Annotated in this window: 23 protein-coding genes and 1 tRNA gene; 12 read left to right on the top strand and 12 right to left on the bottom strand. The window is 62.4% G+C overall.

The annotated features are described in order from the left end of the window. Nucleotides 1–137: 137 nt before the first annotated feature. Nucleotides 138–911: a type IV pili methyl-accepting chemotaxis transducer N-terminal domain-containing protein gene (locus BUC40_RS03445; protein ID WP_073263859.1), complete on the top strand. Its 774-nt coding sequence runs from the start codon at nt 138–140 to the stop codon at nt 909–911. Between the two features lie 51 nt (nt 912–962). Here the strand turns inward: BUC40_RS03445 and BUC40_RS03440 are convergent, their stop codons facing one another. After that, complete coding sequence (locus BUC40_RS03440; protein WP_073262621.1) at nt 963–1910, bottom strand: helix-turn-helix transcriptional regulator; 948 nt, start codon at nt 1908–1910, stop codon at nt 963–965. A 182-nt stretch (nt 1911–2092) separates the two neighbouring features. Between BUC40_RS03440 and BUC40_RS03435 the strand changes: the two genes are divergently transcribed. From BUC40_RS03435 to BUC40_RS03425, 3 genes are all read left to right on the top strand, one after another. Then, entirely contained in the window at nt 2093–2521 is a 429-nt protein-coding gene (locus BUC40_RS03435) for a hypothetical protein (protein ID WP_073262619.1), read from the top strand. A 139-nt stretch (nt 2522–2660) separates the two neighbouring features. Then, nucleotides 2661–3302: a hypothetical protein gene (locus BUC40_RS03430; protein ID WP_073262618.1), complete on the top strand. Its 642-nt coding sequence runs from the start codon at nt 2661–2663 to the stop codon at nt 3300–3302. Continuing rightward, complete coding sequence (locus BUC40_RS03425) at nt 3295–3963, top strand: hypothetical protein (protein ID WP_073262616.1); 669 nt, start codon at nt 3295–3297, stop codon at nt 3961–3963. Before BUC40_RS03430 ends, BUC40_RS03425 begins: the two co-directional genes overlap by 8 nt. On the opposite strand, the gene BUC40_RS03420 is transcribed toward BUC40_RS03425, so the two are convergent. After that, complete coding sequence (locus tag BUC40_RS03420; RefSeq protein ID WP_073262614.1) at nt 3924–4976, bottom strand: DUF1176 domain-containing protein; 1053 nt, start codon at nt 4974–4976, stop codon at nt 3924–3926. The two genes, BUC40_RS03425 and BUC40_RS03420, sit on opposite strands and share 40 nt — an antisense overlap. A 106-nt stretch (nt 4977–5082) precedes the next feature. Continuing rightward, nucleotides 5083–6492: a GntR family transcriptional regulator MpaR gene (gene mapR / locus BUC40_RS03415; RefSeq protein WP_073262612.1), complete on the bottom strand. Its 1410-nt coding sequence runs from the start codon at nt 6490–6492 to the stop codon at nt 5083–5085. Between the two features lie 287 nt (nt 6493–6779). On the opposite strand from mapR, the gene BUC40_RS03410 reads away from it, so the two are divergent. The 4 genes from BUC40_RS03410 to BUC40_RS03395 all read left to right on the top strand — a co-directional run bounded on the left by BUC40_RS03410 (nt 6780) and on the right by BUC40_RS03395 (nt 13518). Beyond that, nucleotides 6780–8450 carry a nitrite/sulfite reductase gene (locus tag BUC40_RS03410; protein ID WP_073262610.1) on the top strand — a complete coding sequence of 557 codons (1671 nt, stop codon included), beginning with the start codon at nt 6780–6782 and terminating at the stop codon, nt 8448–8450. Further along, the gene (locus BUC40_RS03405; protein WP_073262608.1) at nt 8447–8962 is read left to right on the top strand and encodes a DUF934 domain-containing protein; all 516 of its coding nucleotides are present in this window, start codon (nt 8447–8449) and stop codon (nt 8960–8962) included. The genes BUC40_RS03410 and BUC40_RS03405 overlap by 4 nt, the downstream gene beginning before the upstream one ends. A 53-nt stretch (nt 8963–9015) precedes the next feature. After that, complete coding sequence (gene cyoB, locus BUC40_RS03400; RefSeq protein ID WP_073262606.1) at nt 9016–10971, top strand: cytochrome o ubiquinol oxidase subunit I; 1956 nt, start codon at nt 9016–9018, stop codon at nt 10969–10971. 315 nt (nt 10972–11286) lie between these two features. Beyond that, a complete protein-coding gene (locus BUC40_RS03395; RefSeq protein WP_073262604.1) occupies nt 11287–13518 on the top strand; it encodes a TonB-dependent siderophore receptor in 2232 nt (743 codons plus the stop codon). Nucleotides 13519–13575: 57 nt separating this feature from the next. Here BUC40_RS03395 and BUC40_RS03390 read toward each other — a convergent pair whose 3' ends face one another. Then, the gene (locus BUC40_RS03390) at nt 13576–14454 is read right to left on the bottom strand and encodes an alpha/beta fold hydrolase (RefSeq protein ID WP_073262602.1); all 879 of its coding nucleotides are present in this window, start codon (nt 14452–14454) and stop codon (nt 13576–13578) included. 109 nt (nt 14455–14563) lie between these two features. On the opposite strand from BUC40_RS03390, the gene BUC40_RS03385 reads away from it, so the two are divergent. The 3 genes from BUC40_RS03385 to BUC40_RS03375 all read left to right on the top strand — a co-directional run bounded on the left by BUC40_RS03385 (nt 14564) and on the right by BUC40_RS03375 (nt 16618). Continuing rightward, nucleotides 14564–15478, top strand: a complete 915-nt coding sequence (locus BUC40_RS03385; protein ID WP_167369132.1) for a LysR family transcriptional regulator — start codon at nt 14564–14566, stop codon at nt 15476–15478. A gap of 78 nt (nt 15479–15556) precedes the next feature. Further along, nucleotides 15557–16312 carry a substrate-binding periplasmic protein gene (locus tag BUC40_RS03380; RefSeq protein WP_073262600.1) on the top strand — a complete coding sequence of 252 codons (756 nt, stop codon included), beginning with the start codon at nt 15557–15559 and terminating at the stop codon, nt 16310–16312. 114 nt (nt 16313–16426) lie between these two features. Then, nucleotides 16427–16618 (top strand): hypothetical protein, encoded by a 192-nt coding sequence (locus BUC40_RS03375; RefSeq protein WP_073262598.1) that lies wholly within the window; start codon nt 16427–16429, stop codon nt 16616–16618. A gap of 6 nt (nt 16619–16624) precedes the next feature. Here the strand turns inward: BUC40_RS03375 and BUC40_RS03370 are convergent, their stop codons facing one another. The 4 genes from BUC40_RS03370 to BUC40_RS03355 all read right to left on the bottom strand — a co-directional run bounded on the left by BUC40_RS03370 (nt 16625) and on the right by BUC40_RS03355 (nt 21062). Next, nucleotides 16625–17110, bottom strand: coding sequence for a hypothetical protein (locus BUC40_RS03370; RefSeq protein WP_073262596.1), 486 nt, complete (start codon nt 17108–17110; stop codon nt 16625–16627). Between the two features lie 219 nt (nt 17111–17329). Then, nucleotides 17330–18556 carry a cytochrome c gene (locus BUC40_RS03365; RefSeq protein ID WP_073262594.1) on the bottom strand — a complete coding sequence of 409 codons (1227 nt, stop codon included), beginning with the start codon at nt 18554–18556 and terminating at the stop codon, nt 17330–17332. Continuing rightward, a complete protein-coding gene (locus tag BUC40_RS03360; protein WP_073262592.1) occupies nt 18553–20316 on the bottom strand; it encodes a GMC family oxidoreductase in 1764 nt (587 codons plus the stop codon). The genes BUC40_RS03365 and BUC40_RS03360 overlap by 4 nt, the downstream gene beginning before the upstream one ends. A gap of 5 nt (nt 20317–20321) precedes the next feature. Then, entirely contained in the window at nt 20322–21062 is a 741-nt protein-coding gene (locus tag BUC40_RS03355) for a gluconate 2-dehydrogenase subunit 3 family protein (RefSeq protein WP_073262590.1), read from the bottom strand. A 467-nt stretch (nt 21063–21529) separates the two neighbouring features. Between BUC40_RS03355 and BUC40_RS03350 the strand changes: the two genes are divergently transcribed. Further along, nucleotides 21530–22846 (top strand): methyl-accepting chemotaxis protein, encoded by a 1317-nt coding sequence (locus BUC40_RS03350; protein WP_073262588.1) that lies wholly within the window; start codon nt 21530–21532, stop codon nt 22844–22846. 83 nt (nt 22847–22929) lie between these two features. Here BUC40_RS03350 and BUC40_RS03345 read toward each other — a convergent pair whose 3' ends face one another. The 4 genes from BUC40_RS03345 to BUC40_RS03330 all read right to left on the bottom strand — a co-directional run bounded on the left by BUC40_RS03345 (nt 22930) and on the right by BUC40_RS03330 (nt 26247). Next, nucleotides 22930–23178: a DUF1654 domain-containing protein gene (locus BUC40_RS03345; RefSeq protein WP_073262586.1), complete on the bottom strand. Its 249-nt coding sequence runs from the start codon at nt 23176–23178 to the stop codon at nt 22930–22932. Nucleotides 23179–23238: 60 nt separating this feature from the next. Next, nucleotides 23239–24480 carry a two-component system sensor histidine kinase NtrB gene (locus BUC40_RS03340; RefSeq protein WP_073262584.1) on the bottom strand — a complete coding sequence of 414 codons (1242 nt, stop codon included), beginning with the start codon at nt 24478–24480 and terminating at the stop codon, nt 23239–23241. A 170-nt stretch (nt 24481–24650) separates the two neighbouring features. After that, nucleotides 24651–24726: transfer RNA gene (locus tag BUC40_RS03335), tRNA-Thr, on the bottom strand. A 267-nt stretch (nt 24727–24993) separates the two neighbouring features. Continuing rightward, a complete protein-coding gene (locus tag BUC40_RS03330) occupies nt 24994–26247 on the bottom strand; it encodes a methyltransferase (RefSeq protein ID WP_073262582.1) in 1254 nt (417 codons plus the stop codon). Nucleotides 26248–26260 lie beyond the last annotated feature (13 nt).

The raw sequence follows: 26260 nt of genomic DNA, 5'->3' as shown, positions 1-26260 counted from the left end.
CGGCAGCAGCAGGTCAATGACGGGCGTATGGATTAGAATTGATTCCATCGCTGGCGTCGAAATCCTGGCAGCACCGTCTGTCGTGCTTCGCCTGTTTCAATTGCCCACGCCGTCACCGCATGGATGAGGATACCGAGTTGATTAAACGTTGCCTGCAAACCGCTCTGCTTAGCCTCGGGCTCCTCAGCTTCGTCTGCTGGGCAGAGATGGCGCCGCTGGAAGCCATGAACATGGCTGGCCTGCAGCGCAGCCTGGGGCAGATCATGGCCAAGGACTACATGATGATCGGCTCCGACGTGAAGGTTGATGATGCTACCAAGCAGCTCAACACCAGCGTCGCGCTGTTCGAGGATCACCATGCCAAGCTCAAGGCCCACCCGACCAATGACGAAGTGCGTGCGGCGTTGGCGCAGGTCGAGGTGATCTGGACGGCTTACCGCGGCATGGTTACCGCCAAGCCGGACAAGGCCCAGGCACCCGCCGTGCTGGCCAAGGCCGAAGAGCTGGTGAAGCAGGCCCAGCACGTCACCGACCTGTTCGAGAAGCACAACGGCGACGCCGCTTCCCATTCGATCAACCGCAGTGGCTGGAACCGTGTACTCACCCAGCGCACCGCAATGTTCTACATGGCGCGCGCCTGGGGCGTGCAGGCGCCGAACCTGGATGCCAACTTCGAGGCCTCGGTGAAGGAGTTCGACGCCATCATGAAAGAGCTGCAGGCCGCTGGCGCCCCGAACGATGAAATCGCCGCCGCCCTGCGCAAGACCGACGCGCGCTGGCAGTTCGCGAGCAAGGCCTTCGCCTCCAAGGAGTTCGTGCCGACCATCGTGGCGGTGAACGCCGAGTCGATGTTCCGCCAGCTCAACGAAATGACCCGCCTCTACGCCGGCCTCAAGGGCGACCAGCTCTGACCGTCCTGCTCGCCCTGCCAGCGGTGGGGCGAGCTGCGATCTCTCTTCTTTCTAGCGTTCCGCGCCCGGTGGGTGGCCGAAGTGCGCCCGATACGCATGGCTGAAGTTGGCAGGGCTGGTATAGCCGAGGCGATAGGCGATCTGCGCAACTTGCCATTTGCGCTGGCGCAGTAGCGTACGGGCCAGTTCCATGCGTTGCTGGCGCACGTACTGCAGCATGGATTGGCCGAATACCTGGGCGAACGCCCGGCGCAAGGTGGTTTCGCCGACCCCCAGCTGCTGCGCCAGGGCCTGGCTGCCCGGCGTCTGCTCCAGGTTGCCATCGAGCAAGCGGCGCGCTTCATAGGCCAGGTCGCGTTGGCCGCGAGCCGGCTGCGGCGCGGCTGGTGCGCGGCCCTTGAAGTGCGCCGCCAATTCCACCAGCACCGCCAGGCTCAGGCTCTCCTGATGCAAACGCTCCAGCGTTCCGTGATAAGGCGATTGGTAAAGCCGTTGCAGCAGCCCGCCGAGTGCCTTGCAGCGCTGCAGTTCGGTAAAGCAGATGCCGTCATCGAGCAGGCCGAGCAGCGGTTGCAGGTCAGGGTCCTCTTCAGCCAGTTCGCGCAGGTAGTCGGCGGCGATGCGCAGCCCGGCCATGCGCGCGTGGCTGCCGGCCGGCAACTGATCGACCGCTTCCATGCTTTCGCTCACCCCTAGCACACGGGGAGTGCCGGGCGTGTAGCTGTGCAGCTGGCCGTCGACGCGATGCTCCCATTTGCCATCGAGCACCTGCACGATGCACAGGCTGCCGGGCAGCACTTTGTCGATCCGCAGTGGCTCGGGAAACTGCAGGTCGCAGTCGAAATACTGCAGGTGCGGGCGTACGGTGCGCGCGCGGTAGTGACCGATGGCGCTGCCCATCACCCGCGGGGTGCTGGGGTCGAACACACCTGCCTTGGCCAGCGCGGAGGGATGGTCGAAGCAGAATTGCGTGTCCAGGTAAGGGGTCCAGCGTTGCATCGGGACAGGCATCCTTTGATTGCGATTGACACACTTTGACATGGTACCGCTATCGCTCTCTGAGTTCTCTGACCGTCAGTCGTTGTGATCGGCAGCTTGATTGTTGTGCGTCGCGGCTGCGCTGCTAGGCAGGCCGGCTCGGGTTGATTTCAATACCGGTGGTTATCAACAGGAGCATGAACATGACGATTTTTGGTAAAGGCGCAGCTGTTCTGGCCATGTTGCTGGCGGTCGCGAGCGGTCTGGTGCAGGCGCAGGAACGTCCCGAAGTGGCGGCAAAAGTGGTGGCCTTTGCGGGCGAGCAGGGCATCAAGGTATGGACCCTGCGCATCGGTGCGCGCAGCGAAAACCAGGCGCTGGTGCAGCTCGAAGGCGTGGACCATGACTGGGACATGCGCATCCAGCGCATGGACGTGGAAAAGACCTCCAGCGACACCCGCTACAGCACCCAGGTCGACGGCAAGAAGTTCGTGGTGCTGCTGGTTCGCAACGGTTGGGGCGAACTGTACCTGCCGGGTGAAGCCAAACCGCTGATGGTCGGTTATGACAACAGCCTCTCGGAGCAGGGCAACGCGCAGGCGTTCCTCACCGATTACCTGAAGGCCCAGTAACTCCCCCGCGGCGCGCCGGCCACTGGCAGGCAGAGCTGTGAACACGCAGCCGATTGTTGTGAGTGGCAGCCGCGCCGCTGCCCAGGCTACCTGACGGGCCGGATAATCCTCGCATCATGTCCATGCGAGGATTTTCACGATGAACCACCCCCAATCGCCCCGTTTCTCCGATGACGGCACAGCCTACCCGCGTGGTGCCCAGCGCGACGCGGTGGTGGCCGAACTCACTCAGGTCATCGAGCGGGTGCCCGAGCAGATGGAATTCACCAACACCAAACGCTACTGGGTGCTCGGCCCCGTACTGATCCTGGGGGCGCTGGGTATGCTCTGGAGCGGCTTCAGTTTCGGCAAGACCGGCCTGATCATTTGCGGAGGCTTCCTGACGCTGTTTTTCATGTTGCTCACCTGGCAGCACCGCAACGCCGGCCGCGAGGTGTTCATGCGCCTGACCCGCCGCGAGCTGCATCACACCGCGCTCAGCAGCCCCATCGACCTGACCGACGTGGTCGACGTATTCGTCAAAGACGAAGGCCTGGTAACCCTACAGAAATTGACCCTGAGCGAAACCGCTGTGCTGCCGACCCATCGCCCGGTATCGGTGCTGTTCGGCAACCAGGCGATGGTGCTGAAAAAGCCTCAGCCCCATGTGCGCATCAACTCTGCTGGTGTGGCGAGCGGTGGCCGCAAGCTCGATATCGATGACTTGGCCGCGCTGCTGACTGCCTACGTGCAGGCCGCCCTGGCCCAGCAGCAGCTCGATGCCCTGAAACAACATGGATGATGCCCGCCGCGAGGCGCTGTTGAGCGAACTGCAGGCCCACGCCGATGGGCCGCAACAGCGCTGCGAAATTCATGAGCGTTGTTCCGTACAAACCCTGATGAGCGGCTTGTGCGCCTTGCTGCTGGTCGTTGTCGGCGGCTGGCTGGTCAGCTTGCCCAGCCTTATCCACATGCGCTCCGCGCAGTGGTTGTGCTGGGTGCCCGGCGCGCTGCTGCTTGCGGCAGGCTTGGCGCTTCTGGCCTGTGCCGAGGCATTTAGCCGCCGGCATGGCAGCTGCGTAATGGCGTTAACCGCCGGCGGCGTGGAGTTCGCCAACGCGAGCGAGGCAACGCCCTGGGAATGCTTCGATGGGTTCGAGATCGATCAGCGCCCGTTGAGCATGGCGCTGGTGTTCTCGCTGATGGCCGGGCAGCGCGTGCAAGGGCTTGCGCCGCCGCGCTTCAAGTCGCTGTCTGCGCCGGATGCGCGTCCGGTAGCCGGCGGCATGCGCCTGCGGCTATGGCTGTTCAACCCGATGCTCGACGGTCGGCGGCTCGCTATGGAGGAGCTTGCAGGCCTGCTCGATGAGTACCTGCAGGCCGCCCAGGCGCAACGCACGCTGGGCAAACTGTTCGCGGAGGTTCAGCGTTTCTCGGCGCTGCGCCACAGTACCGGCCAGTAGGCTGAATCAAGGCCGAGGCAGGTGCCCAGCATGCTGGCGTGGATCGCTGTGAAACCCTTGCCGTCGTAACGCCAGCGTTGCGTAAAGCCGCAGCCGCCCATGCCCATGGCCAATGTGAAACTGCTCAGGTCACCAGTGGCCGGGTCGAACTCGACGCTGCCGCTGGGTGGCAGATCCTCGAAGATGGGTATTTCAGGGATGCTTGCCTTGCGCGCCTGTTGCGGTCCGTCGAGCGGCGCCTGGTACAGACTGTAGTTGCAGTTGTAAGCGCCGCAGCCGGTCTTGAGGATGACCAGCGCCTCGTGGTCACTGAGCGCGAAGGTCTGGCCCTCGGGCAGGCCATCCTCGACCATGTCCTTTTCCCAGTCGCTGCGCATGGCGGTGATCACCGCGTTCAGCACGCGCTTGCTCTCGACTTCGCTCAGCGGCTTGGGCGCCTTCCAGGTTGGCGCAAGTGGTGCGGCCGGGGCGGGCGGTACGCTGCCTGCCGGGTTGCTGCCCTTGCGTAGTAGCGCCGTGGTGGTGCCCAGGCGGCCCTGCACCGAATCCATCAGCAGCAGCGCCGCGCTCATGCCGTTGAGCGAGGTCACCGCCTCGCCTTCCTCGGTAGGCAGCAGCAGGCGCTGGCCATTGCGCAGCTCGGTGATCAGCGCCTCGGCGTCGGCACCGTCGACCCTGTACACCTCGGGCACCGAGCCCTCGGTCAGCTTGCCCGGCTGCAGCGCTACCTTCAGCGGCTTGCCATCGAGCAGCGGTTGGCCGCTGGACTTGTTGTAGCTGAACAGGCCGACATGCAGCGCGCCTTCCGGGCCTGCATCACGGCTCACGCTCAGGCTCCAGGTAGGTAGGGTCTGCACGTCTTCCTCGGCGGCGTTGGATAGCGCCGTGCAGTGGCGGGTGTTGTCGCACGCCACCAGCCAGTCCTTGAGGTTGCTGTACAGCGGCACCTGTTCGGCGGCGCTGGCGCTGCTCGCGGCCAGGGCAACGAGCAGGGCAAGGGTGCTACGGGTCATGGCTGATCCTGCGCGATGAAAACCGCCATTAGCGCAGGTTTTCCCGCCGCTGCCTATCGGCTGGCTGCTACGCACAACAGACTGAGCGTGCCGCACATCTGCCGGCTCAGAACGAGTCGATGATGCGTCCCAGGGTTGCCATGGCCTGTTCGCTCCCGGCGCTCCACGGGTGGCCGTGATTGAGCCGCGCGCAATGCCCGAAGCCGCGAGTGGCCGAGAAGATCGGCCCCGGCGCCAGGCTGATGCCCTGGGCCAGCGCGAGGCGAAACAGCTGCAGGGCGTCGACCCGCTCGGCGAATTCGAACCAGAGAAAATAGCCACCGCTCGGCCGGGTGACTCGTGTGTCCGCCGGGAAGTGTCGCGCGGCCGAGGCGAGCATCGAGCCCTGCTGGCTTTCCAGCTGGTGGCGCAGCTTGCGCAGGTGGCGGTCGTAGCCGCCGTGCTGCAGGTAGTCGGCCAGCGCCGCCTGGGCGGGCACTGACGGCGAGATGGTGGTCATCAGCTTGAGCCGGGCGATGCGCTGGGCGTAGCGCCCGCCGGCCACCCAGCCGACCCGATAACCGGGCGCCAGGCATTTGGAAAAGGAACCGCAGTGCATCACCAGGCCTTCGCGGTCGAAGCTCTTCACCGGCTTCGGCGGCTGGGCGCCGTAATACAGCTCGGCGTACACGTCGTCTTCGATCAGCGGCACCTGATGGCGCTGCAGCAGTTCGTAGAGCGCGGCCTTCTTGTCGTCGCTCATGCTCGCGCCGAGCGGGTTCTGCAGGCTGCTCATAAACCAGCACGCCTTGATCGGCAGGCGCTGCAGGCTGTCGGCCAGGCTGTCCAGGTCGATGCCTTCGCGCGGGTGCACGGGAATTTCCACGGCCTTGAGCTTGAGTCGCTCCAGCACCTGCAGCGTGGCGTAGAAGGCCGGGCTCTCGATGGCCACCAGGTCGCCGGACTCGGTCACCGACTGCAGGCACAGGTTGAGCGCTTCCATGGCGCCGGTGGTGATCACCAGTTCCTCGAGCGGCAGGCGCACGCCGCTGAGCATGTAGCGCAGGGCGATCTGCCGGCGCAGGTCCGGGTTGCCCTCGGTCATGTCGGCGATCACCGCGTGGCTGGGCATGTCGCGCACGCTCTGCGCCATGGAACGGGCCAGGCGCGGCAGCGGAAACAGCTCCGGGCTGGGGAATGCCGAGCCGAACGGCACGGTGTGCGGGTCCTTCAACGAGCCGAGTACCGAGAACACCAGTTCACTGACGTCCACCTCGGTCGCCTGCACGGCGCCGCTGCGCTGTTGCGGTTCGTGCAGCGGGCGTTTGGCGTGCTCGCGTACGAAATAGCCGGAGCGGGCGCGCGCCAGGATCAGCCCGCGATCCTCGAGCAGGTAATAGGCCTGGAATACGGTCGAGGCGCTGACGCCGTAAGTGCGACTGGCGTGGCGCACCGAAGGCACTTTCTCGCCGGGTGCCAACAGGCCGGAGCGGATCAGGGCGGCGATTTCGTCAGCGAGTTTTTCGTAGCGTTTCATGGCGTACCCGATGCGCAGGAAGTTGGGGCGTACAGCGGTAGTGCGGTTGGGCGGGGATGTTACAGAAGATATCAGAAGCGGGTATTTATGATTTTTGCATATCAGATCAAGGCGCCCGTTATTTCAGGCTATGCAGCCAATCGAAATAGGCTCAATAGCGTTTTTCACGCTCTACAGAAATCCATCTGATATGGTTTTTTATGAATTATCTGAGGCTGTTTTGATTTTTCCCGCTTGCCCATAGTGGCGGCCCTGTCTGCCGCGCTCCACGGCGCAAGGGGCCTCTCATGTATCACTACGACGAATACGACCATGCGCTGGTACGCGAACGGGTCGCGCAGTTTCGCGACCAGGTGCAACGGCGCCTCAGCGGCGAGCTGAGCGAAGAGGAATTCCTGCCCCTGCGCCTGCAGAACGGCCTGTACCTGCAGAAGCACGCCTACATGCTGCGCGTGGCGATTCCCTACGGCACCCTGTCGGCGCGCCAGTTGCGCACCCTGGCCAGCATCGCGCGGGACTACGACCGCGATTACGGCCACTTCACCACCCGGCAGAACATCCAGTTCAACTGGATCGAGCTGGAGCAGGTGCCGGACATTCTCGAGCGCCTGGCCGCGGTGGAAATGCACGCCATCCAGACCTCGGGCAACTGCGTGCGCAACATCACCACCGAAGCCTTCGCCGGAGTGGCTGCCGACGAGTTGCTCGACCCGCGGCCGCTGGCCGAGATCCTCCGCCAATGGTCGACGGTCAACCCGGAATTCCTGTTCCTGCCGCGCAAGTTCAAGATCGCCCTGTGCGCTGCCGAGCAGGATCGCGCGGCGGTGCCGATGCACGACGTCGGCCTGTACCTGTACCGCGACGCCGCCGGCGAGCTGCTGGCGCGGGTGATGGTCGGTGGCGGCCTGGGGCGCACACCGATTCTCAGTCAGGTGATTCGCGACGGCCTGCCGTGGCAGCACCTGTTGTCCTACGTCGAGGCGATTCTGCGGGTGTACAACCGCCATGGCCGCCGTGACAACAAGTACAAGGCGCGCATCAAGATCCTGGTCAAGGCGCTGGGCATCGAGGCCTTCGCCAGGGAAGTCGAGGCCGAGTGGCAGCACATCAAGGACGGTCCCGCCGAGCTCACCGACGCCGAATACCAGCGCGTCGCGGCAGCCTTCGCGCCGCCAGCCTATGCCACGCTGCCCCATGCCGATCTGGATTTCGGCACCGCCTTGGCCGGCGATGCCGCCTTCTCCCGCTGGGTGTCGCGCAACGTGCAGCCGCACAAGGTGCCGGGCTACGCCAGCGTGGTGCTGTCGACCAAGCCTGGCGCCAGCCTGCCGCCGGGTGATGTGACCGCGGCGCAGATGGAGGCGGTGGCGGAGCTGGCCGAGCGCTATGGTTTCGGTGAAATCCGCGTGGCCCACGAGCAGAACCTAGTGCTACCCGATGTGCGCAAGGCCGACCTTTACGCACTCTGGCAGCAGGCAGTCAGCGTTGGCCTGGGCAGCGCCAATATCGGTCTGCTCACCGACGTGATCGCCTGCCCCGGCGGTGACTACTGCGCCCTGGCCAACGCCAAGTCGATCCCCATCGCCCAGGCCATCCAGCAACGCTTCGAGGACGCCGAAGCGCTGCACGCCCTGGGTGATATCAGCCTGAACATTTCCGGCTGCATGAATGCCTGCGGCCATCACCACATCGGCAATATCGGCATCCTTGGCGTCGATAAGAACGGCAGCGAGTGGTACCAGGTGACCATCGGTGGCGCCCAGGGCAAGGCCAGTGCGCTGGGCAAGGTGATCGGCCCATCGTTCAGTGCCGCCGAGGTGCCGGATGTGATCGAGCGGCTGGTCGAGACCTTTGCCGAGCAGCGCCAGGGCGACGAACGCTTTATCGACACCGTGCAGCGCGTTGGCATCGAGCCCTTCAAGGCGCGGGTGTACCGCAAGGTGGAGGAGCCGGCATGAACAACCTGATCAGCCTGCGCGAAGGCGAGCCGCGCATCGTCAGTGACGATCCCTGGCGCGTGCCGGGCGCTGCCGAAGCAGCGGGCGCCGGTAGCCTGATTCTGCCGCTGCCCAATTGGCTGGAACGCCAGCCCCAGGCCGTGCTGCAGGGCGCAGCGGTAAGCCGCGACGGCCTGTTGCTCAACCCGGATGACGACCCCATGGATCTGCAGTCCTGGCTTGGCGTGCTGCCGCTGATCGCCATCGACTTCCCGAGTTTTCGCGACGGCCGCGGCTACAGCCAGGCCTACCTGCTGCGCACCCGCCTGGCCTGGCGCGGTGAGCTGCGCGCGGTCGGCGATGTACTGCGTGACCAGCTCAGCCACATGCGCCAGTGCGGCTTCGACAGCTTTGCGGTGCGCGAGGACAAGTCCGTGCACGACGCCCTCAAGGGACTCGCCGGCATGAGCGTGCAGTACGGCCGCTCGGTCATCGAACCGCGCCCGCTGTTCCGCCGCCGCAGCCAATCCTGACTTTCCACTGACCCAAGGAGCCCGTGCGCCGCCAGCCGGCGCCGAATCGACACATGCTCGGAAAACTGACTCTCGACGCCATACCCCTGCAAGAGCCCATCCTCGTCGTCACCATGATCATGGTGGCGCTCGGCGGCCTGGGCCTGTTCGCTGCGCTGACCTACTTCAGGAAGTGGGGCTGGCTGTGGCGTGAATGGCTGACCTCGGTCGACCACAAGAAGATCGGCGTGATGTACGTGATCGTCGCCCTGATCATGCTGCTGCGCGGTTTCGCCGACGCCATCATGATGCGCACCCAGCTGGCCGTGGCCACCGGCGGGGCCGAGGGTTACCTGCCGCCCCATCACTATGACCAGATCTTCACCGCCCACGGCGTGATCATGATCTTCTTCGTCGCCACGCCGCTGGTGGTCGGGCTGATGAACATCGTCACGCCGCTGCAGATTGGTGCTCGCGATGTGGCCTTCCCGCTGCTCAACTCGCTTAGCTTCTGGCTGTTCGTCGGCGGTGTGCTGCTGACCAACATTTCGCTGTTCGTCGGCGAGTTCGCCATGACCGGCTGGGTGGCCTATCCGCCGCTGTCGGGCATCGAGTACAGCCCGGGTGTCGGTGTCGATTACTTCATCTGGAGCCTGCAGCTGTCGGGGCTCGGCACGCTGCTCACCGGGGTCAACTTCCTGGTCACCATCCTCAAGATGCGCGCACCGGGCATGGGCTTGTTCCAGATGCCGATCTTCACCTGGACCATCCTCTGCACCAGCGTGATCATCTGCGCGGCGTTCCCGATCCTCACCGTCGCCCTGGCAATGCTGACGCTGGATCGCTACCTGGATTTCCACCTGTTCACCAACACCGCCGGCGGCAGCCCGATGATGTACGTGAACCTGGTGTGGGCCTGGGGCCACCCCGAGGTGTACCTGCTGATATTGCCGGCCTTCGGGGTGTTCTCCGAAGTGACCGCGACCTTCGCCCGCAAGCGCCTGTTCGGCTATCACTCGATGGTCTGGGCGACCGTGGCCATCACCCTGCTGTCGTTCGTGGTGTGGCTGCACCACTTCTTCACCATGGGCTCGGGGGCGAGCGTCAACGCCTTCTTCGGCATCATGACCATGATCATCGCGGTACCCACCGGGGTGAAGATCTTCACCTGGCTGTTCACCATGTACCGCGGCCGCCTGGAGTTCACTACGCCGGTGCTGTGGACCCTGGGCTTCATCATCACCTTCTCCATCGGCGGCATGACCGGTGTGCTGCTGGCGGTGCCCGGCGCGGACTTCCTGCTGCACAACAGCCTGTTTCTGGTCGCCCACTTCCATAACGTGATCATCGGCGGCGCGGTGTTCGGCTACATGGCGGGCATCGCCTACTGGTTCCCGAAGGTGTTCGGCTTCAGGCTGCACGAAGGTTGGGGCAAGGCCTCGTTCTGGTTCTGGATCGTCGGCTTCTACCTGGCCTTCATGCCGCTCTACATCCTCGGCTTTATGGGCATGACCCGGCGCCTGAATACCACCACCAATCCCGAGTGGGAACCGTATCTGTATGTGGCCTTGGTCGGCGCCGTGCTGATCGGCCTGGGCATTCTCTGCACACTGATCCAGATCGCCGTGTCGATCATCAAGCGCAAGGAACTGAGCGACCACACCGGCGACCCGTGGAATGCGCGCACCCTGGAATGGTCGACCTCTTCGCCACCACCGTTCTACAACTTCGCGGTCACCCCGCGCGGCGACCGCATCGACGAGTTCCACGAGCAGAAGCGCGACGGCCGCAAGCCAGCACCAACGAAGTACCGCCCGATCCATATGCCGCGCAACACCGGCATCGGCCTGATCGCCTCGGCGTTCATGACCCTGATGTGCTTCGCGCTGATCTGGCATATCTGGTGGCTGGTGGGCGTGACCTTCGTCGCCAGCATCGCCTGCTTCATCGTGCGCAGCTACGACGAAGACACCGACTACTACGTACAGCCGGAGGAGATTGCACGGATCGAGGCAGCGCGCAGCGCCTGACCTCCGCGCTGGTCACCAACACCCCTTGCCCGATGGGCACGGGGTGTTTTTGTTTGTAGCTTACTGATGCTATGAATAGGAATGTAAATACATCTCTAATACGATGGAATGCTATTTACAGTCGAGACTCACTTGCATAATCTCGCGCGGATTTTGCCGATGTCATCCCGACATCGGCTCATAGCCAGCGTGAGTCCAGATCGTTCCGGCAGGGAGTTGTCGGGTGTGTGGTGCCCAGGGGAGTTTTTACGGGGGCACTCGCAGCTGTTCAGGGAGTAGAGCGGTGACGCACGGCACGCTGTTGTCGGAGCCATCATGTCCCATAACAAAACCACTCTGCAGGCCGATGCCGATGTAGCGGCACCGCGTCTGAATGTTTGTTCGTTAGCCGTTGCCGTGCGCCTGGTGGCGGCCGGCGCGCTGTTCGTTGTACCGGCTACCTATGCCCAGCAAGCGGCTCAGGGCGGCGCGCTGGAGCTCGATGCTACGGCGATCACCGATACCGTCACTCCTGCTGACGATGCCGTGACCGAAGGTACTCAGTCCTACACCACTCGCTCTGCCCGAACCGCCACACCGCTGAACATGTCGCTGCGTGAAACTCCGCAGTCGGTCAGCGTGGTGACGCGGCAGCGCATGGAAGATCAGGATCTGCGCACCATCAACGATGTGGTCAATAACGCTGTTGGTGTTTCCATGAATCGTTACGAGACGGAGCGTGGCCAGATTAACGCTCGGGGTTTCGAACTCAATTCGCTGATGATTGATGGCGTACCTACGATCTACGACCAAGCCTGGAGTAGCGGCGAGATATTCAGCAGTCTGGCAATGTATGACCGCGTGGAAGTAGTGCGCGGCGCCAACGGCCTGATGACCGGCGCCGGGGATCCATCCGCTTCGCTGAACATGGTGCGCAAGCGTGCGAGCAGTCGTGAGCTCACGGGCTCGGTCGAGGCCAGTGCAGGCTCCTGGGATACCTACGGTACGCTGGGTGATATTTCCATGCCGCTCAATGAGGCCGGTACCGTGCGTGCCCGTCTGGTTGGCGAGGTGAACGACGGCAACAGTTGGATCGATATGAAATCCAACAAGCGCCAGACTGTTTACGGCACCATGGATATTGATCTGACGCCTGACACCACATTCTGGTTTGGTTTGAGCCGTCAGGAAAACAAGTCTGACTCACCCTCGTGGGGCGGCTTGCCGGTTTGGTACTCTGATGGTGGCCGAACCAACTGGAGCCGCTCCAAGTCGATCTCGGCCGACTGGGCCAAATGGGATTCCAGTTACGACACCTATTTCGCCAACCTGGAGCACACCTTCGCCAATGACTGGCGAGCCAAGCTCGGTTATGTACGAGGCGAGCGCGAGGCCGATTCTTCTCTCCTATATCCCTATGGCTCACCGGATCGCACAACCGGATTGTTGTCGGTTGGCTACTACGGGGGCTCCTACCAACCCAAGACCAAGCAGGATGACTACTTCCTCCAGGTCGATGGGCCTTTCCAGATGCTGGGGCGCAGCCATGATCTGGCGTTCGGTTATAGCTACAGCAAGCAAAAGCTCAACGTCGATTACCGCGGTTACCTCCTCATCGGAAACTACGATTTCAACAGTGACTTCGGCAGCTCGGTTCCCGAGCCTGACTGGAATGAAAAAAGCCATTATGGGTCCAGTGAAATCGAGCAGGAAGGTGCCTACCTGGCAACACGTCTCAACCTGTCCGATGATTTGAAACTCATCCTGGGGACGAGGGATAGCAGTTACAAAAAAACCAGTGAAGATATCTATACCGCGCGCAACACCACAAAAGCTTCGCACCAGATCACCCCATACGCCGGTGTGGTCTATGACCTGACCGACAACCTGTCCGCCTACGCCAGCTACACGGAAATCTTCCTGCCTCAGTCCGCGCGGGGCGCAGACCGCAAAACCCTGGAACCGATCGTTGGCGAAAGTTACGAGACGGGGTTGAAGGCTGAGTTTCTGGATGGACGTTTGAATGCCTCTGCCGCGATTTTCCAGATCAAGCAAGATGGCCTTGCCACTAGCACTGGCGACCTTTTTTCGGGTACATCCGAGTTCATTTACGAGGCCAGCAATGTAACCAGTAAGGGGTTTGAGCTCGAGGTTTCGGGTGAGCTTACCGAAGGCTGGAATGCCACCGTTGGTTATACCCAGTTCAAAGTCAGAGATGCCAATGGCGATGCTGCCAACACGCTGTATCCGACCAAGCTGCTGCGCACCTTCACCACCTATCGGCTGCCAGGTGTGTTCAACAAGCTGACTATCGGTGGCGGAGTGAATTGGCAGGACTCCACCTACACCTATGCCAATAACCCTCAAAATATTTCCGAGAAAATCTCCATTGATGCCTACGCTCTGGTCAGCCTGATGGCGCGCTACGACATTACTGAAAACCTGTCGGCACAACTCAACGCCGAGAATCTGACCGACGAGAAGTATTTCGACGTCTTCGAGGCATACGGTGGTCTGACCTACGGCGCGCCGCGCAGCCTGACCGCTTCGGCGAAGTACCGCTTCTGACCCGCCAAGGCTGCGCGCCCTTGACGGCCGCGCAGCCTGTTTTTCCGCCAAGTCCCTTCACCCCAGAAAACCAAGCAGGTGCTCGACCACGAAGTCGGGCGCTTCTTCGGGAATGTAGTGCCCGCAAGGGGCGATCACGCCCGTCACGTTATCGGCCACCTGCTTCATCATGCTTTCCATCATGCTTCCCAGTGCCGCCTCGCCGCCCATTGCCATTACCGGCATCTTCAGGCGCGTGCGCGCATGCCCGTGGTTCTGCGCCATGCTGTCGAACAGCACCCGGTAATAGCTGGCCGCCGCACGCCCGCCGCCTGGCGCAGAATAACAGCGCACGTATTCGGCCAGCGCCTGGGGTTCTAGCCAGCCGCTGCCCGCGCTCTTGGCATGGAAGAGCCAACTGAGGAAGGCGTGTTCGCGGCCGCTGATCAGTGCTTCGGGCAGGTCCGCTTGGGTGAGGAAAAAGAAGTGCCAGTTCTTGCTGATGCGCGTCGGCTCGAAGGCGTACATCTGCGCTGGCGCGAGGCTGGGCACGGTAGCGTCCAGCAGGGCCAACCGGCGAACCTGCTGCGGAAACAGGCTGGCATAGGCATAGCCGATCCACACACCCACATCGTGGCCCACGAAGTCGAAGTGCTTCCAGCCCAGTGCCTGAGTCAGTTGATGCAGGCGCCTGGCCACGCTATTGGTGTCATAGCCGCCGTAGGGTTTATCCGAGTCGCCGAGGCCGGGCGGGTCCACGGCGACCACCGTGTAGTGCTCAGCGAATGCCAGCAGGGTCTTGCGCCAGGCGTACCAGGTCTGTGGCCAACCGGGCACCAGCAGGATCGGTGTGCCTTGGCCGCCGATCACGTAGTGCAGGCCCTCGCCTGGTGCACCTTGCATGCGGTGTTCGAAGGTCGCCGCGAAGGTCGTTTCATCGTAGGTCGTGTGGTTCATGTCCAATTGCTCGTGGTGTTTGTGTCCATCCTAGGGCGCAGCACGCAGCAGAAAATTGGCAGTGGCGTAACATCACTCATAACTGTGGGTGATGAATGAGCGAGAAACGATGGATATGGATCTCAAGACGCTGGGCATCTTCGTTGAGGTTGCCGAGCGCAAAAGCTTCGTGCGGGCGGCCGAAGCGTTGGGTATTACCCAGGCCGGGGTAAGCAATGCCATCAAGCGCCTTGAGGCCCAGGTGGACACCGCATTGCTGGTGCGCACCACACGCAGCGTCAACCTGACGGTCGATGGCGAGGCGTTCTTCCATCGCTGCCGGCAGGTGCTCGCCGATCTCAACGACGCCAGGCTGGTGCTGTGCCGCGCTGGTCGGCAACCAACGGGCACTCTGCGGCTCAGCCTGCCGGTGTCCTTCGGGCGCTATCGTGTGGTCCCTCTGTTGGGTGAGTTCCAGGCGCGCCATCCACAGGTCGATCTGGCTGTCTCCATCAGCGACCGTTATGTCAATCTGGTGGAAGAAGGCATGGACGTGGCCATTCGCTTCGGCCCGCTCGATGACTCCAGCCTGATTGCCCGGCCGCTGGTGCAGGTGCGTCGGCGCGTGGTGGGCACGCCCGCCTATTTCACCAGGCACGGTGTGCCCGAATCGCCGGACGACCTGGCCCGGCACAACTGCCTGGCGCTGACCTACCATGAAACCGGGCGCTCACGTGCCTGGGCTTTTCAGGAGGCGGGTGAGCCGCGCGCGTTTAAGCCCAGAGGCTCGTTGAACTTCAACGATGGCCAGGCCCTGCATACCGCGGCGTTGGCCGGCTTCGGCCTGGGGCAGATCCACGACTATTACGTGAGGTCGCAAATCAACGCCGGCCAGCTGGTGCCGGTACTCGATGCCTGGGAGCCGACGGCTGACCTGATTTCCATCGTCTATCCCCAATCCCGCCACCTGTCACCGCGGGTTCGTGCCTTCGTCGATTTCATGGTCGAGGCGCTGGCGAGCGAAGATGATCCGTCGGCTGCCTGACTCGCCAGCAGTTGCTACGGCTATGCTTGTGGCAGCATCTTCTGCCGTCCCGGCGGCGCCGCGAACCCAGGCCACCATGTGAAACGTCTCTGCCTTGCCTTTACGCTGCTCTGCCTGCTGTTTGGCTCCCTGGTCCGAGCCGAGCCGTATCAGGTCGTGACCGAGGAGTGGGCGCCCTACAACTATCTGGAGAACAACAGGCTCACCGGCATGGCTACGGAGGTCGTGCGCGCCATCATGGCGCTGACTGGGGATGACTTCGAGATCGTGGTTTTACCGAGCATGCGCACGACTCATGTGCTGATGACCCGGCCAAAGACCATCATGTATTCGATGTTCCGCACCGCGGAGCGCGAGGCGCTGTACAAATGGGTGGGGCCGATTGCCGAGGAGTCGATTTATCCCTACCAGCTGGCCGACACATCGACGCCGGTGAACTCCCTCGAGCAGCTGCTGCATGCGCCTCAGGTCACCACCCGGCATGCGGGGCTGGTGCCGCAGATGTTGCAGTCTCTGGGCTTCAGCAACCTGCAGAAGAGTGCGACGGGCAGCCCGCAGCTCTATCGCATGCTGCTCGCCGGGCGTACCGACATCATCATCGGAGATACTGACGCGGGCGTGGTGTATTACAGCAACCAGTTGGGCATTGCGCACGGCACGTTGCGCCGGGTGCCCATCGCGCTGTATCGCTCCTCGCTCTACATCGCCTTCAGCCAGGACAGCGATGACGAACGTGTCGCCGCCTGGGCCGATGCGCTGGAACAGCTGCGCCGCTCTGGCGAGCTGCGGCGCATCCAGCAGCGCTACGAGCAGGCGTTGCCAGGCGCAAGCTAAAGCCCCTGAGCAACGGCGCTGGACGGTCGGCTTTGCTGCGCAAAATTTAACCAGCACTTCGTTTGCCGCGGGCCGGTCATAGCAGCAGGAGCCACTATTCAGGAGCGCGCAACGATGGCCGTGACGTTGAAGAAATTGCAGGGCAGCGACATTCCCGAGGCGCACAAGCACCTGGGTAATGAGGAAATCTTCCAGGTGGTCAGCGCCGATGATCAGCAGCACTTTTTCGCCAGCGAGGCGGAGGCGGCGGCCAAGGTTGCGCAGCTTATCGAGAGCGAGCGCAACAGTGAGCCACCATCTAGTTGAGGGGCTTTACTGGCGGGTCAGTACCAGTGGTTTGTCCGGGCCGGGGATGTGAATCTCGGTGTCGCTGATCACGTCGAGCGGCTCGCCGGGTTGTGGGAACAGCACGGCATCGCCTTTGACGCTGCTGAACATCATCACCGAGCCGCTCAACGTGTAGCCCGCCGAGCCGGTGAATTCGTAGTTCTTGATATGCGCCTTCTTGGTGAGCACCTGGTTGTCGGCAAACTCGAAGCTGATGGTCATCGGATAGCCATCCTGTTCGGCCTGGCCGGCGTACAGGCCGCTCGGCAGCGAGGTTGGCGCTGGTTTGCTCTTGTAGGTGTCGATGACCGCCATTTTCGCAGCGCTGACCGCCGGCGGGCTGCTGCGGAAAGCCTCCATCGATTTGCGATGCTCGTAGGGCACATACAGGGTGACGTAAGCGCCCCAGACGATAAGGCCGAGAACCATCAGGCTGAACAGATGGCCGGAGCCACGCTGCGAGTTTTTCATGCGGTTGTTCCTGAATGCGGCAACTGGGAGAGGGCCACGGCCCTTTGCAGGCCGCGATTATCTCATTAGCTGGCTGCTGAATAACTACCTGCGTTGCCGCAGCTTCGTTAAAAACAGGCTCGCATCGGCTGCCTCGCGTACGTTTTCAACGGCCTGCTAGTTGCAGGTGTCTGCAGGGTGGATGACCCGCTGGGTTGCTGGCAGCGGGCCATCCTTAGCTCATTCCCCCTGCAGGGTTTCGCGCTGCTTGCTCACCTCTCCAGAGGTGACAGGCGCGGCGGCGTTGCCCCAGCTGTTGCGGATGTAGGTCAGCACGTCGGCGACGTTCTCGTCCGACAGGTTCCAGGCAAAAGCGGGCATTGCCGGGCCGGTGGGGGCGGCGTCGGTGCTTCCGGCACGATTGCCGGCCAGCACCACGCGGATCAGCGAAGCGGCATCCTGCGCATTCACCAGCGGCGCGTTGGCCAGTTTCGGGAACAGCGTGGCGATGCCTTCTCCATCGGGCGTGTGGCAACCGGAACAGCGATCCGCATAGATCGCGCGACCGGCCTTCATCGCGGGCTCGCTGGCAGCCAGTGGCTCGGGCTTGTCGTGCTCATGGTCGAGATCTTTGAGGTACACGGCGACCGCCATCAGGTCTTCGTCATGCCAGTGCTGTGTCGAGTTTTCGACTGCTTCAGCCATTGGGCCGGACGCGATGTCGTAGCGGTTCGCACCGGTTTTCAGGTACTGCACGATGTCCGCTTCGCTCCAGTCAGCCAGGCCGACATGAGCTACGCCGGTGATGTTCGGCGCCATCCAGCCCTGCAGCTCGCCGCCTTTTAGGAACTCGGCATTCTTGTCGCCGCCAATCAGGTTCTTCGGTGTGTGGCAGCTGCCGCAGTGGCCCAGCCCCTGCACCAGGTAGGCGCCGCGGTTCCACTGTTCGCTCTTGTCCGCCTCAGGCTTGAATTCGCCTTCGGTGAAGTTGAGCCAGTTCCACACCTTCATGTTCAGGCGCACGTTGAAGGGGAAGGGCAGCTGGTTGGTTTCCACTTCGTTGTGCACCGGTTCGACGGTGCGCAGGTAGGCCCACAGGGCTTGGTTGTCCTCACGCAAAACCTTGGTGTACGCCGCGTAGGGCATCGCCGGGTAGAGTTGCTTGCCGTCGCGGCGGTGACCGCGGGCCATGCTGGCTTCGAACTCTTTGAAGCTCCAGCGGCCGATGCCGGTTTCTTGGTCCGGGGTGATGTTGGCGCCCAGCAGTTTGCCGAACGGCGTGTCGATGGCCACACCACCGGAGAACAGCGGCTTGCCAGGCACGGTGTGGCAGGCGGTGCAGTCGCCGAGGGTGGCGATGTATTTGCCTTTTTGCACCAGCTCGTAGGAGTCCTGGCCGCCGACGGCATGAGCACCTGCGCTTGCAGTGGCCAGCAGGGCCATACCGATTTTGAGGAGAGTCTTCATACGCTGATCATCTCCCCGGGGCGCTTGAGGTACTGAGTGCGAATCGCGTGGGCGGCCTTGAAGGCCAGGGCGCCGACGGTGCCGGTGGGGTTGTAGCCGGGGTTCTGCGGGAAGGCCGAGGCGCCGACCACGAACAGATTGGGCACGCCCCACACTTGCAGGTGCTTGTTCACCGAGCTGGTCGACGGATCGGCGCCCATCACGAAGCCGCCGACCACGTGGGACGACTGGTAGGAGGTATTCGACCAGGGGCCTTTGCGCGGGCTGGCGAACATCATCTTGGGGTTCAGCGCCTTGGCGATTTCGGCGGTCTTGTCGGTCACGTACTGGGCCATGCGCAGGTCGTTCTCGGTGAAGTCGAAGGTGATGCGCAAAAGCGGCCGGCCGTGGGGGTCCTTGTAGGTCGGGTCTAGCGACAGGTAGTTGGTGCGCGTGCTGTAGTTGCTCGCTTCGCAGCCGATCGACATGCTCGCGGCGTAATACTGCGCCGTAGCTTTCTTCCACTCCTTGCCCCATTTCGGCGTGCCCGGCGGCACCGGGCGCGAGTTGATCGGCGCGGCGCCGATGGGCGTCACCCGGGTGCTGCCACCACCGACGAAGCCCAGGCCGGAATGGTCAAAGTTGTCATTGTTGAATTCGTCGATGCCCATGCCGATGGCGCCGCCACCGATAAAGGGATTGAAGTTCTTGTCATCGAAGAACAGCTGCACGTTATTGGCCGTCTGGTAGGCGTAGTTGCGGCCGGTGGTGCCGGTGTTGCTGATCGGATCGTAGGCTTCGCCGATGCCGGAGAGCAGCATCAGGCGCACGTTCTCGAAGGTGAAGGCCGCGACCACGACGATGTCTGCCGGCTGCTCCCATTTCTCGCCGTTGGCGTCGACATAGATGATGCCGGTGGCGCGCTTGCCACTGCTGTCCTTGGTCACTTCCAGCACTTCGCAGTGAGTGTTGGCGGTGAAGTTTGGCATGCGCACCAGGGCCGGCAGCACGTTGACGATGGCGCTGGCCTTGGAATAGTTGGCGCAGCCGTAGTTGGTACAGAAACCGCAAAAGGTGCACGGTCCCATGGTCACACCGTACTGGTTGGTGTAGCCCTGGGACGCCAGTGCGGACGGCACCGGGAACGGCTTGTAGCCCATCTTGCGCGCCGCCTCGGCAAACAGCGTCGGCGCGTAAGTCTGCTTGGTAGGCGGGTTGGGGTATTCGTTGGAGCGCGGCCCCTCGAAGGGGTTGCCGCCTTCGATGATCTTTCCGCCAATGTTGCCAGCCTTGCCGGAGATGCCCGCGACGCGATCGAAGGCGTCGTAGTGCGGCTCCATCTCTTCCCAGGTGGTGCCCCAATCCTGCAGCGTAAGCCCTGCGAGGGCCTGGCTGCCGTAGCGTTCTGTGAGGTGGCTCTGGAGGCGGAACTCCTCGGGCTGGAAGCGGAAGGTGATACCGGCCCAGTGGTTGCCGGCACCGCCGGTGCCGTTGCCGGGGTGGAACGAGCCCCAGGTGCGCATCGGCAGCGCGGTTTCACTGGGCTTGTTGCGCAGCGTGCAAGTGTTCTGCCGGGTGCGCAGCATCAGCTCCTGGCGCGACACGTAGCGCAGCTCGTCGGCCACCGAGGCGATGTTGAAGTCACTTGCCGTGTCGCGCCAGGCGCCACGCTCGAAGCCTATTACGCGCAGGCCTTCGTCGGCCAGTTCCTTGGCGATGATCGAACCGGCCCAGCCGAGCCCCACCACCACGACGTCGGTTGCAGGAAGTTTCTTGGCCATGCCGCTCATCCTTTGCGATTCCACGCGGAGCTGCCGATGATCGACAGCGGTATCAGGTCCAGCTTCTCGTTGTGCCGGTCGATATAGGGGCGGTAGTCGTAACGCGCACCGGGGAAACCAAGCATCTTCCAGCTCACCATGTCGCGATTGCCACCGTAGATCGGGTCGGCGAAAAAGCCTTCCATGGTGTTTTGCAGCAGCTGCGCAAAGAACACTTTGGACTCGATGCCCTCGAAGGCGATCTCGCCAGCCTCCATGCCTTTGAGCACCTTGTCGCGCTGCTCACCGTCCAGTTCGCTGAAGCGTTTGCCGAACGCCTGCTGGCAGTGCTTGCCCAGTTGCTCCAGGCCGAGGCGATAGCGCTCACGGGGCAGTTGTTCGGAGCCCGGTTCAATGTCCGGCACGAAGGGGCCCTGTTGGTAGAGGCGCTCGTAGGTGCCGTAGTGGCCCGCGAGCTGGTGATCGATGAACACCGCGCAGCCAGCGTCTTTGCCACTGGGGGACAGCTCGTCCGCGGGAATCAGCTGCTCGACGATGGCCTCGATTTCACGGGCCTCATCGGCAGTGAGGAACTGCCAGCCTTTGGCGTCGTAATGCAGCGGACCGTTGTGATCGAACGGCAGCCACTGCGGTACACCACTGATGGTGACCGCCTGGGCGCTGGCGGCAACGCCGGCTGCAACGGTGGTGGCCGAGGCCTTGAGCAATGAGCGCCGGCTCAAACCCCGCGGGGCTTCTTTGGACATGTGAACTCCTCGAAAGCCGGGCATCCGCTGACCGGCTCAGGCTGTCTGAAACGAAACCACCCGAAGGCGGCAGGCGGATGCACGGACATCCATGACGGTCGTCGACTGTTCTGGCCGGTTACGAATAATGTTTTTCGGCCCCGCGACGACTCGTCCGAAGCAGCGCCCTGCGAGGTGCGATCAGGTTGCTTGCAATGCATTGCAACAATCTGTTGGCGGTTCTCGGGAACTTCTTCAAAAACTCGGACCGCGAAGCGGTTCGTGGTGTTCAGGGTTTTTGGCCAGTTGTTCAGGAAATTTATCGGGATGCGGTGACACGTCCGCGCAGTGCGGGGTGTTTGGAGATATTTCAGGCCGGCCCAAATTCGCTTTGGCCGTATTGTGACGGCGCTACCGAAAGCCGTTATGTGGTTTCAAGTTTCACCTCTCCAAGCCGATGCAGCAGTACCCATTCTGGAGTTCTTATCGTGTTCAACTCTCGCCTCAAACAAATCAACAGCGAGCTGGAAGCTCGTTTAGCGATGCAGGAGGAGGTAAGGGAGAACCTCGACAAGGAAATGATCATCATCCAGCTCGGTGCCGATGGCCGGATCGAACGGGTCAATGAGCTGTTTCAAGGCGAGCTGGGCTACCGCGCTGGCGATGTCGAGGGGCAATATCTGACCCAGTTTTCGCCGCCGGAACTGGTCCGCGATCCGCACCAGTCGCGCGCACTGTTGGCGATCAAGGAGCGTCGGCATTTCAGCGGCGCGCTGCGGCTGCTCGGCAAGGATGGCCGGCATATATGGCTGCGTTCGGTGGTCGTGCCGATGAGCGATCTGCAGACCGGCAAGCAGCAACTGGTGATTCACTCCAGTAACCTAACGCGCACCATCGAGGCGTCGTTGGAGAATGAAAGCCTGGTCAAGGCGCTGCTGCGCTCGACAGCGGTGATCGAATTCAATCTCGATGGCACGGTCATCACCGCCAACGACCTGTTCCTGCGCGGTATGGGCTACAACCTGGCGCAGGTGGTCGGCAAGCATCACCGCATGTTCTGCACCAGCGAAGAGAGCGCCTCGGAAGGTTATCGCCAGTTCTGGGAGCGCCTGCGCCGCGGTGATTTCGTGGTCGACCGCTTCAAGCGCATCGACAGTAGCGGTCGGGATGTCTGGCTGGAGGCGTCCTACAACCCGATCACCGATATTCACGGCAAGCTCTACAAAGTGGTGAAGTTCGCTACAGTCATTACCGAGCAGGTGAACCTGGAGCTTGCCGTCGCTAAGGCAGCCAACCTCGCTTACAGCACCTCGCTGCAAACTGACGCCAGTGCCAGCAAGGGCCGTGAGGTGGTTCGCGATACCGTCGAGGTGCTGCATCGGTTGGCGAGTGCGATGGAAAGCGCTACCCAGAGCATCCAGGCGCTGGATGAACAGGGGAAATCGGTCGAGACCATCGTCGCGGCGATCAGCGGGATTGCCGACCAGACCAACCTGTTGGCCCTCAACGCTGCCATCGAGGCTGCTCGTGCGGGTGAGCAGGGGCGTGGCTTTGCGGTGGTGGCCGATGAGGTCCGCCAGCTGGCCTCGCGTACCTCGAAGGCCACCCAGGAAATCGTCGCCGTGGTGCAGCAGAATCAGACGCTGGCCTCCGGCGCTGTCGATGTGATCACCCGCAGCCGCGAACTGGCCGATCAGGCACTGACGCTAGCCAACGACTCCGACGCGGTGATCCAGAACATCCAGAAGGATGCCGAAGGCGTGGTTGCCGCGGTAAGCCAGTTCTCCAATCAGGTCGCGACCTAAAGCGAAGCCGCTTCACGTCTGAAAGCAGAGTCGACTGACGGCTCTGCTTTTTTGTGGGTTTCGCTCGCCTGGCCGGCAGGTCGTCAATCCTCCGCCGGTACCGTCCAGAACAACTGCACACCATCGTCACGCCAGGCGATGGTCACGTTGTCGTTCTCGCCAATCTCGTCGAGCAGGCGAGCCCAGTCTTCAGGGCTGTCGCCTTCGGCGCGCAGCAATACTGCCGATCTGGATTTCTGCGCGGCGGGCGCGTTGATCGCTCTTGAAACCCGTGCGCCAAGTTGCTGGTAGGAGGTGAGGGTGAGCGCTGCGGTGGAGGTGCCTTGTGCCATGGTGCGAACTCTCGGTTTCTGTATGCATATACAGTAATCCGAGAGCTGCCCGGCTGTCACTCACCGTTCGTGGGGCTGTTCGCTGCCGGTGATGGCCAGCGAGTGTTCGCTGCCATAGCACGGGAAGTACAGGCTGACGCTCGTGCCTTCGCCGAGCCTGCTGGTCACCGCCAGTTGGCCGTTGATGTCGGTGATGAGGCTCTTGATCATGGTCAGCCCCAGCCCGGTGTTCTTGTCGACCGCCTTGGTCGTATAGAAGGGCGTGAAGATATGCTCGAGCGCATCCGGGGCAATGCCATTGCCGTCATCCGTAACGCGGATCACCACATAGCGGCCTGGTTTGAAGTTGGCGTTATGGTGCGGGAAGTTGCTGCGGTCGAGCAGGGTATTGAAGGTGCTCAAGGTCAGCTTGCCGCCGTTCGGCATGGCCTCTCGGGCGTTTATCACCAGGTTGATGATGGCGCTCTCGAGTTGCTGCCTGTTGGCCTTGAGGAAGTTGGCGTCCGTGGCCAGGTCGAGGGCGACGGTGATTGGCTGGCCCGTCTCGTTGCCGATCAGCCGGCTCATGCCCAATAACAGTTGGTTGGGGTCGATGCGTTCGAGTGCCCTGGGGCGGCTGCGAGCGAACAGCAGCAGATCTTCAGCCAGCTGAGTTACTCGGTCGGTCGCCTCCTTGCAGAGCGTGAGTCGCGCCTGCAGCTGCTCCGAGCCGGAGTCCATGATCTCCCGCTCCATCAACGACAGGCTCATGGACAGGCTGGTCAGCTGGTTGGTGAAGTCGTGGACAACGCCGCCTTCAACCTTGGCGACCTGTTCCATTTTCTGTGCCTGGAACAGAGCATTCTGCAGGTTGTTCTGCGCCCGTTCCTGCGCCGCTAGCTCGCGCAAATCTTGAACGCTGCTCATGAAACCCATCATCGCGCCATCCTTGCCAAGCAAGGGGATGATGTTGGCGAGGACCGGAACCTGGCTACCGTCGCGGCGCTCGATGATCAGCCGCAGGTTGGTGATCGGCTTCTTGCTGAGCAGAACGGCAGCCAGAGGCGACTGTTCGAGGGGAATATGCGCGCCGTTCTCGCTGCGCTGCCGATAAGCGCCGGTGTATTTGACGGGCTCCTTGCTCAGGTCCGGCGCCTCACCCCAAATTTCCGCGGCCTTGGGGTTATAGGTGGTCAGGTTGCCGGCGGCGTTGCACAGGTAAACACCAACCGGCAGAAACTCTATGAGCTCATGACCCAGCTTGCGAACAAGTGGCACATCATCTGGCAGCCGCAGACCGGCGCCGAGCGGATTGTCTGCCATGGTGGCTCCGTCAGGTTGTAGGGCCGTAGGTTAGTCGCTCCAGACCACAAACGCGACTGAGCTGCGTTGAATCCTGAGGCGCTCTGTAATAAGGACGGCGAGAAGGGCGTGTGGACAACGTTTTCCATCGCCCGGAAACGACAAAGCCCCGCACTGCGGGGCTTTGAATATGGTGCCGGCACCAGGAGTCGAACCCGGGACCTACTGATTACAAGTCAGTTGCTCTACCAGCTGAGCTATACCGGCATTTGAGGGGCGCCATTATATCCATTCGTTTGCATGAGTAAAGCTTCTTAAGGCAAGTTTTTCGCTGCTCTTTTCGAGCGCTCTATCTGGGCTTATGCACAAACTCGGGGCGTATAGATAGTTTTATAAATTTTCTACGCAGCCTTTCACAGAAATTACAAGCAGTTGTTTTATATCAGTTTTTATTGGTGCTCAAAAAATGATCAGCGCTAGCTAGGCGTTGAAGTAGGTGGCCCGGAGTTGTTTGCTCAGAATCTATGAACAGAGTTATCCACAGATCGTGTGTGCAACTTGGGCGCGTTCGGCGAGCAGCAGCAGGTTGCGTGGCGTAAGGTGTGGCGGGCAGAACTGCCCGAGGCGTACCTCGTAGCCTTGTTCCTGTAGATACAACGCGCGATCAAGCACCAGCCAGAGCTCCAATGGGCGGCGAAACAGGCCGCGCAGCAATTCGAGATTGCGCACTTCGGCCAGGCGTTGCCAGCCAGCGGTTTCCAGTCTATGCCAGTCGCGTTCACTCGGAGTCGGCAGCCTTTTGAGTTCGGCAAGGTCGCGGCAGTAATCAGTGAAGTCCTTTTTCAGCCAGACCGGTGGCAGCGAAGGGGTTGGCAGGTAATCATCCACTCCTCGCAGCTCGCGTTGCAGCAGGTCGAAAGCCAGGCGCCAGGCCATCGATTGGTCGCGCTGCAGGCGTACCCGATTGCCGGCAGTCACCGTCTCGCTCATCGGCAGGGCTAGATCATCCAGCGAGAGACTCAGGATTGAATCCTGGGCTGCCGTGGATAACGCTTGATAGGTGCTCGCGACGGTGCGGTTGTAGCAGCAGGGGGCGATGGCCAATTGGTGACAACCCGCCGCGCTGGCCAAGTGCATCAGCCGTACGTGCAGGTCGCCGCAGGCGTGCAGGGCTACGGGGCTGTGTGCGGCGTGCATGTGCTGGGAGGCGTTATCTGCGAGCACGTCCTGCTCGATGTGCTGAGCAGTTATCCCCAAGCGTTTGCTCAGTTCGGCGCCGTTGGCGACCAACGCCGGGTCGTATTCCAGGCACGTTAGCTGTTGGCCTTCGTGAGCAAGTACGCGCCCGAGGTGGCCTTTGCCGGCGCACCAGTCCAGCCAGTGCTGCGGCGTTTGGGCGAATTGCAGGCTGTCGCTGAAGGCACGTATCTGCTGCCACTTGCGGCCGGGCACATCCACCGAGAAGCGCGGCGGCAGGTCGGGCGAAGGCTGCTGAGGCAGGTCGCCAATCTGGCTCAGGCGCTCCGCCTGCAAGGCCAGTTCGGGGAAGGGCGCTGGCGCGCCGTCCAAAGCCGCCGGCTGATTATGACTGGCCTCCGCCTGCTCCAGTGTGCGGCTACGCAGCCAGGCTGCCAGCTCGGGATGTTGGCTTTCCCAGGGCAGAGTCTGGTGGGTGAATGGCCGCGGTTTCCACAGTGCCTGGTGGGCGACGAGAAAACCGTCCAGCGCCTGGAAGCGTTGGAGGAGGGCATCGCCACTGAGCGGTGGGAGACAATTGTATGCGGTCATGAGAGGCGACGAC

It is taken from the genome of Phytopseudomonas punonensis (genome assembly GCF_900142655.1).
GTDB lineage: Bacteria > Pseudomonadota > Gammaproteobacteria > Pseudomonadales > Pseudomonadaceae > Aquipseudomonas > Aquipseudomonas punonensis.
This window is presented reverse-complemented; position numbering and strand designations above follow the sequence as displayed.

Bases quoted from the DNA above. Each gene is read 5' to 3' on its own strand.
- BUC40_RS03395 (WP_073262604.1), top strand. From the start codon at position 11,287: ATGTCCCATAACAAAACCACTCTGCAGGCCGATGCCGATGTAGCGGCA.
- BUC40_RS03435 (WP_073262619.1), top strand. From the start codon at position 2,093: ATGACGATTTTTGGTAAAGGCGCAGCTGTTCTGGCCATGTTGCTGGCG.
- cyoB (WP_073262606.1), top strand. From the start codon at position 9,016: ATGCTCGGAAAACTGACTCTCGACGCCATACCCCTGCAAGAGCCCATC.
- BUC40_RS03405 (WP_073262608.1), top strand. From the start codon at position 8,447: ATGAACAACCTGATCAGCCTGCGCGAAGGCGAGCCGCGCATCGTCAGT.
- BUC40_RS03370 (WP_073262596.1), bottom strand. From the start codon at position 17,110: ATGAAAAACTCGCAGCGTGGCTCCGGCCATCTGTTCAGCCTGATGGTT.
- BUC40_RS03330 (WP_073262582.1), bottom strand. From the start codon at position 26,247: ATGACCGCATACAATTGTCTCCCACCGCTCAGTGGCGATGCCCTCCTC.
- BUC40_RS03430 (WP_073262618.1), top strand. From the start codon at position 2,661: ATGAACCACCCCCAATCGCCCCGTTTCTCCGATGACGGCACAGCCTAC.
- BUC40_RS03375 (WP_073262598.1), top strand. From the start codon at position 16,427: ATGGCCGTGACGTTGAAGAAATTGCAGGGCAGCGACATTCCCGAGGCG.
- BUC40_RS03425 (WP_073262616.1), top strand. From the start codon at position 3,295: ATGGATGATGCCCGCCGCGAGGCGCTGTTGAGCGAACTGCAGGCCCAC.
- BUC40_RS03410 (WP_073262610.1), top strand. From the start codon at position 6,780: ATGTATCACTACGACGAATACGACCATGCGCTGGTACGCGAACGGGTC.
- BUC40_RS03390 (WP_073262602.1), bottom strand. From the start codon at position 14,454: ATGAACCACACGACCTACGATGAAACGACCTTCGCGGCGACCTTCGAA.
- BUC40_RS03420 (WP_073262614.1), bottom strand. From the start codon at position 4,976: ATGACCCGTAGCACCCTTGCCCTGCTCGTTGCCCTGGCCGCGAGCAGC.
- BUC40_RS03345 (WP_073262586.1), bottom strand. From the start codon at position 23,178: ATGGCACAAGGCACCTCCACCGCAGCGCTCACCCTCACCTCCTACCAG.
- BUC40_RS03340 (WP_073262584.1), bottom strand. From the start codon at position 24,480: ATGGCAGACAATCCGCTCGGCGCCGGTCTGCGGCTGCCAGATGATGTG.
- BUC40_RS03365 (WP_073262594.1), bottom strand. From the start codon at position 18,556: ATGAAGACTCTCCTCAAAATCGGTATGGCCCTGCTGGCCACTGCAAGC.
- BUC40_RS03385 (WP_167369132.1), top strand. From the start codon at position 14,564: ATGGATATGGATCTCAAGACGCTGGGCATCTTCGTTGAGGTTGCCGAG.
- mapR (WP_073262612.1), bottom strand. From the start codon at position 6,492: ATGAAACGCTACGAAAAACTCGCTGACGAAATCGCCGCCCTGATCCGC.
- BUC40_RS03440 (WP_073262621.1), bottom strand. From the start codon at position 1,910: ATGCAACGCTGGACCCCTTACCTGGACACGCAATTCTGCTTCGACCAT.
- BUC40_RS03355 (WP_073262590.1), bottom strand. From the start codon at position 21,062: ATGTCCAAAGAAGCCCCGCGGGGTTTGAGCCGGCGCTCATTGCTCAAG.
- BUC40_RS03360 (WP_073262592.1), bottom strand. From the start codon at position 20,316: ATGGCCAAGAAACTTCCTGCAACCGACGTCGTGGTGGTGGGGCTCGGC.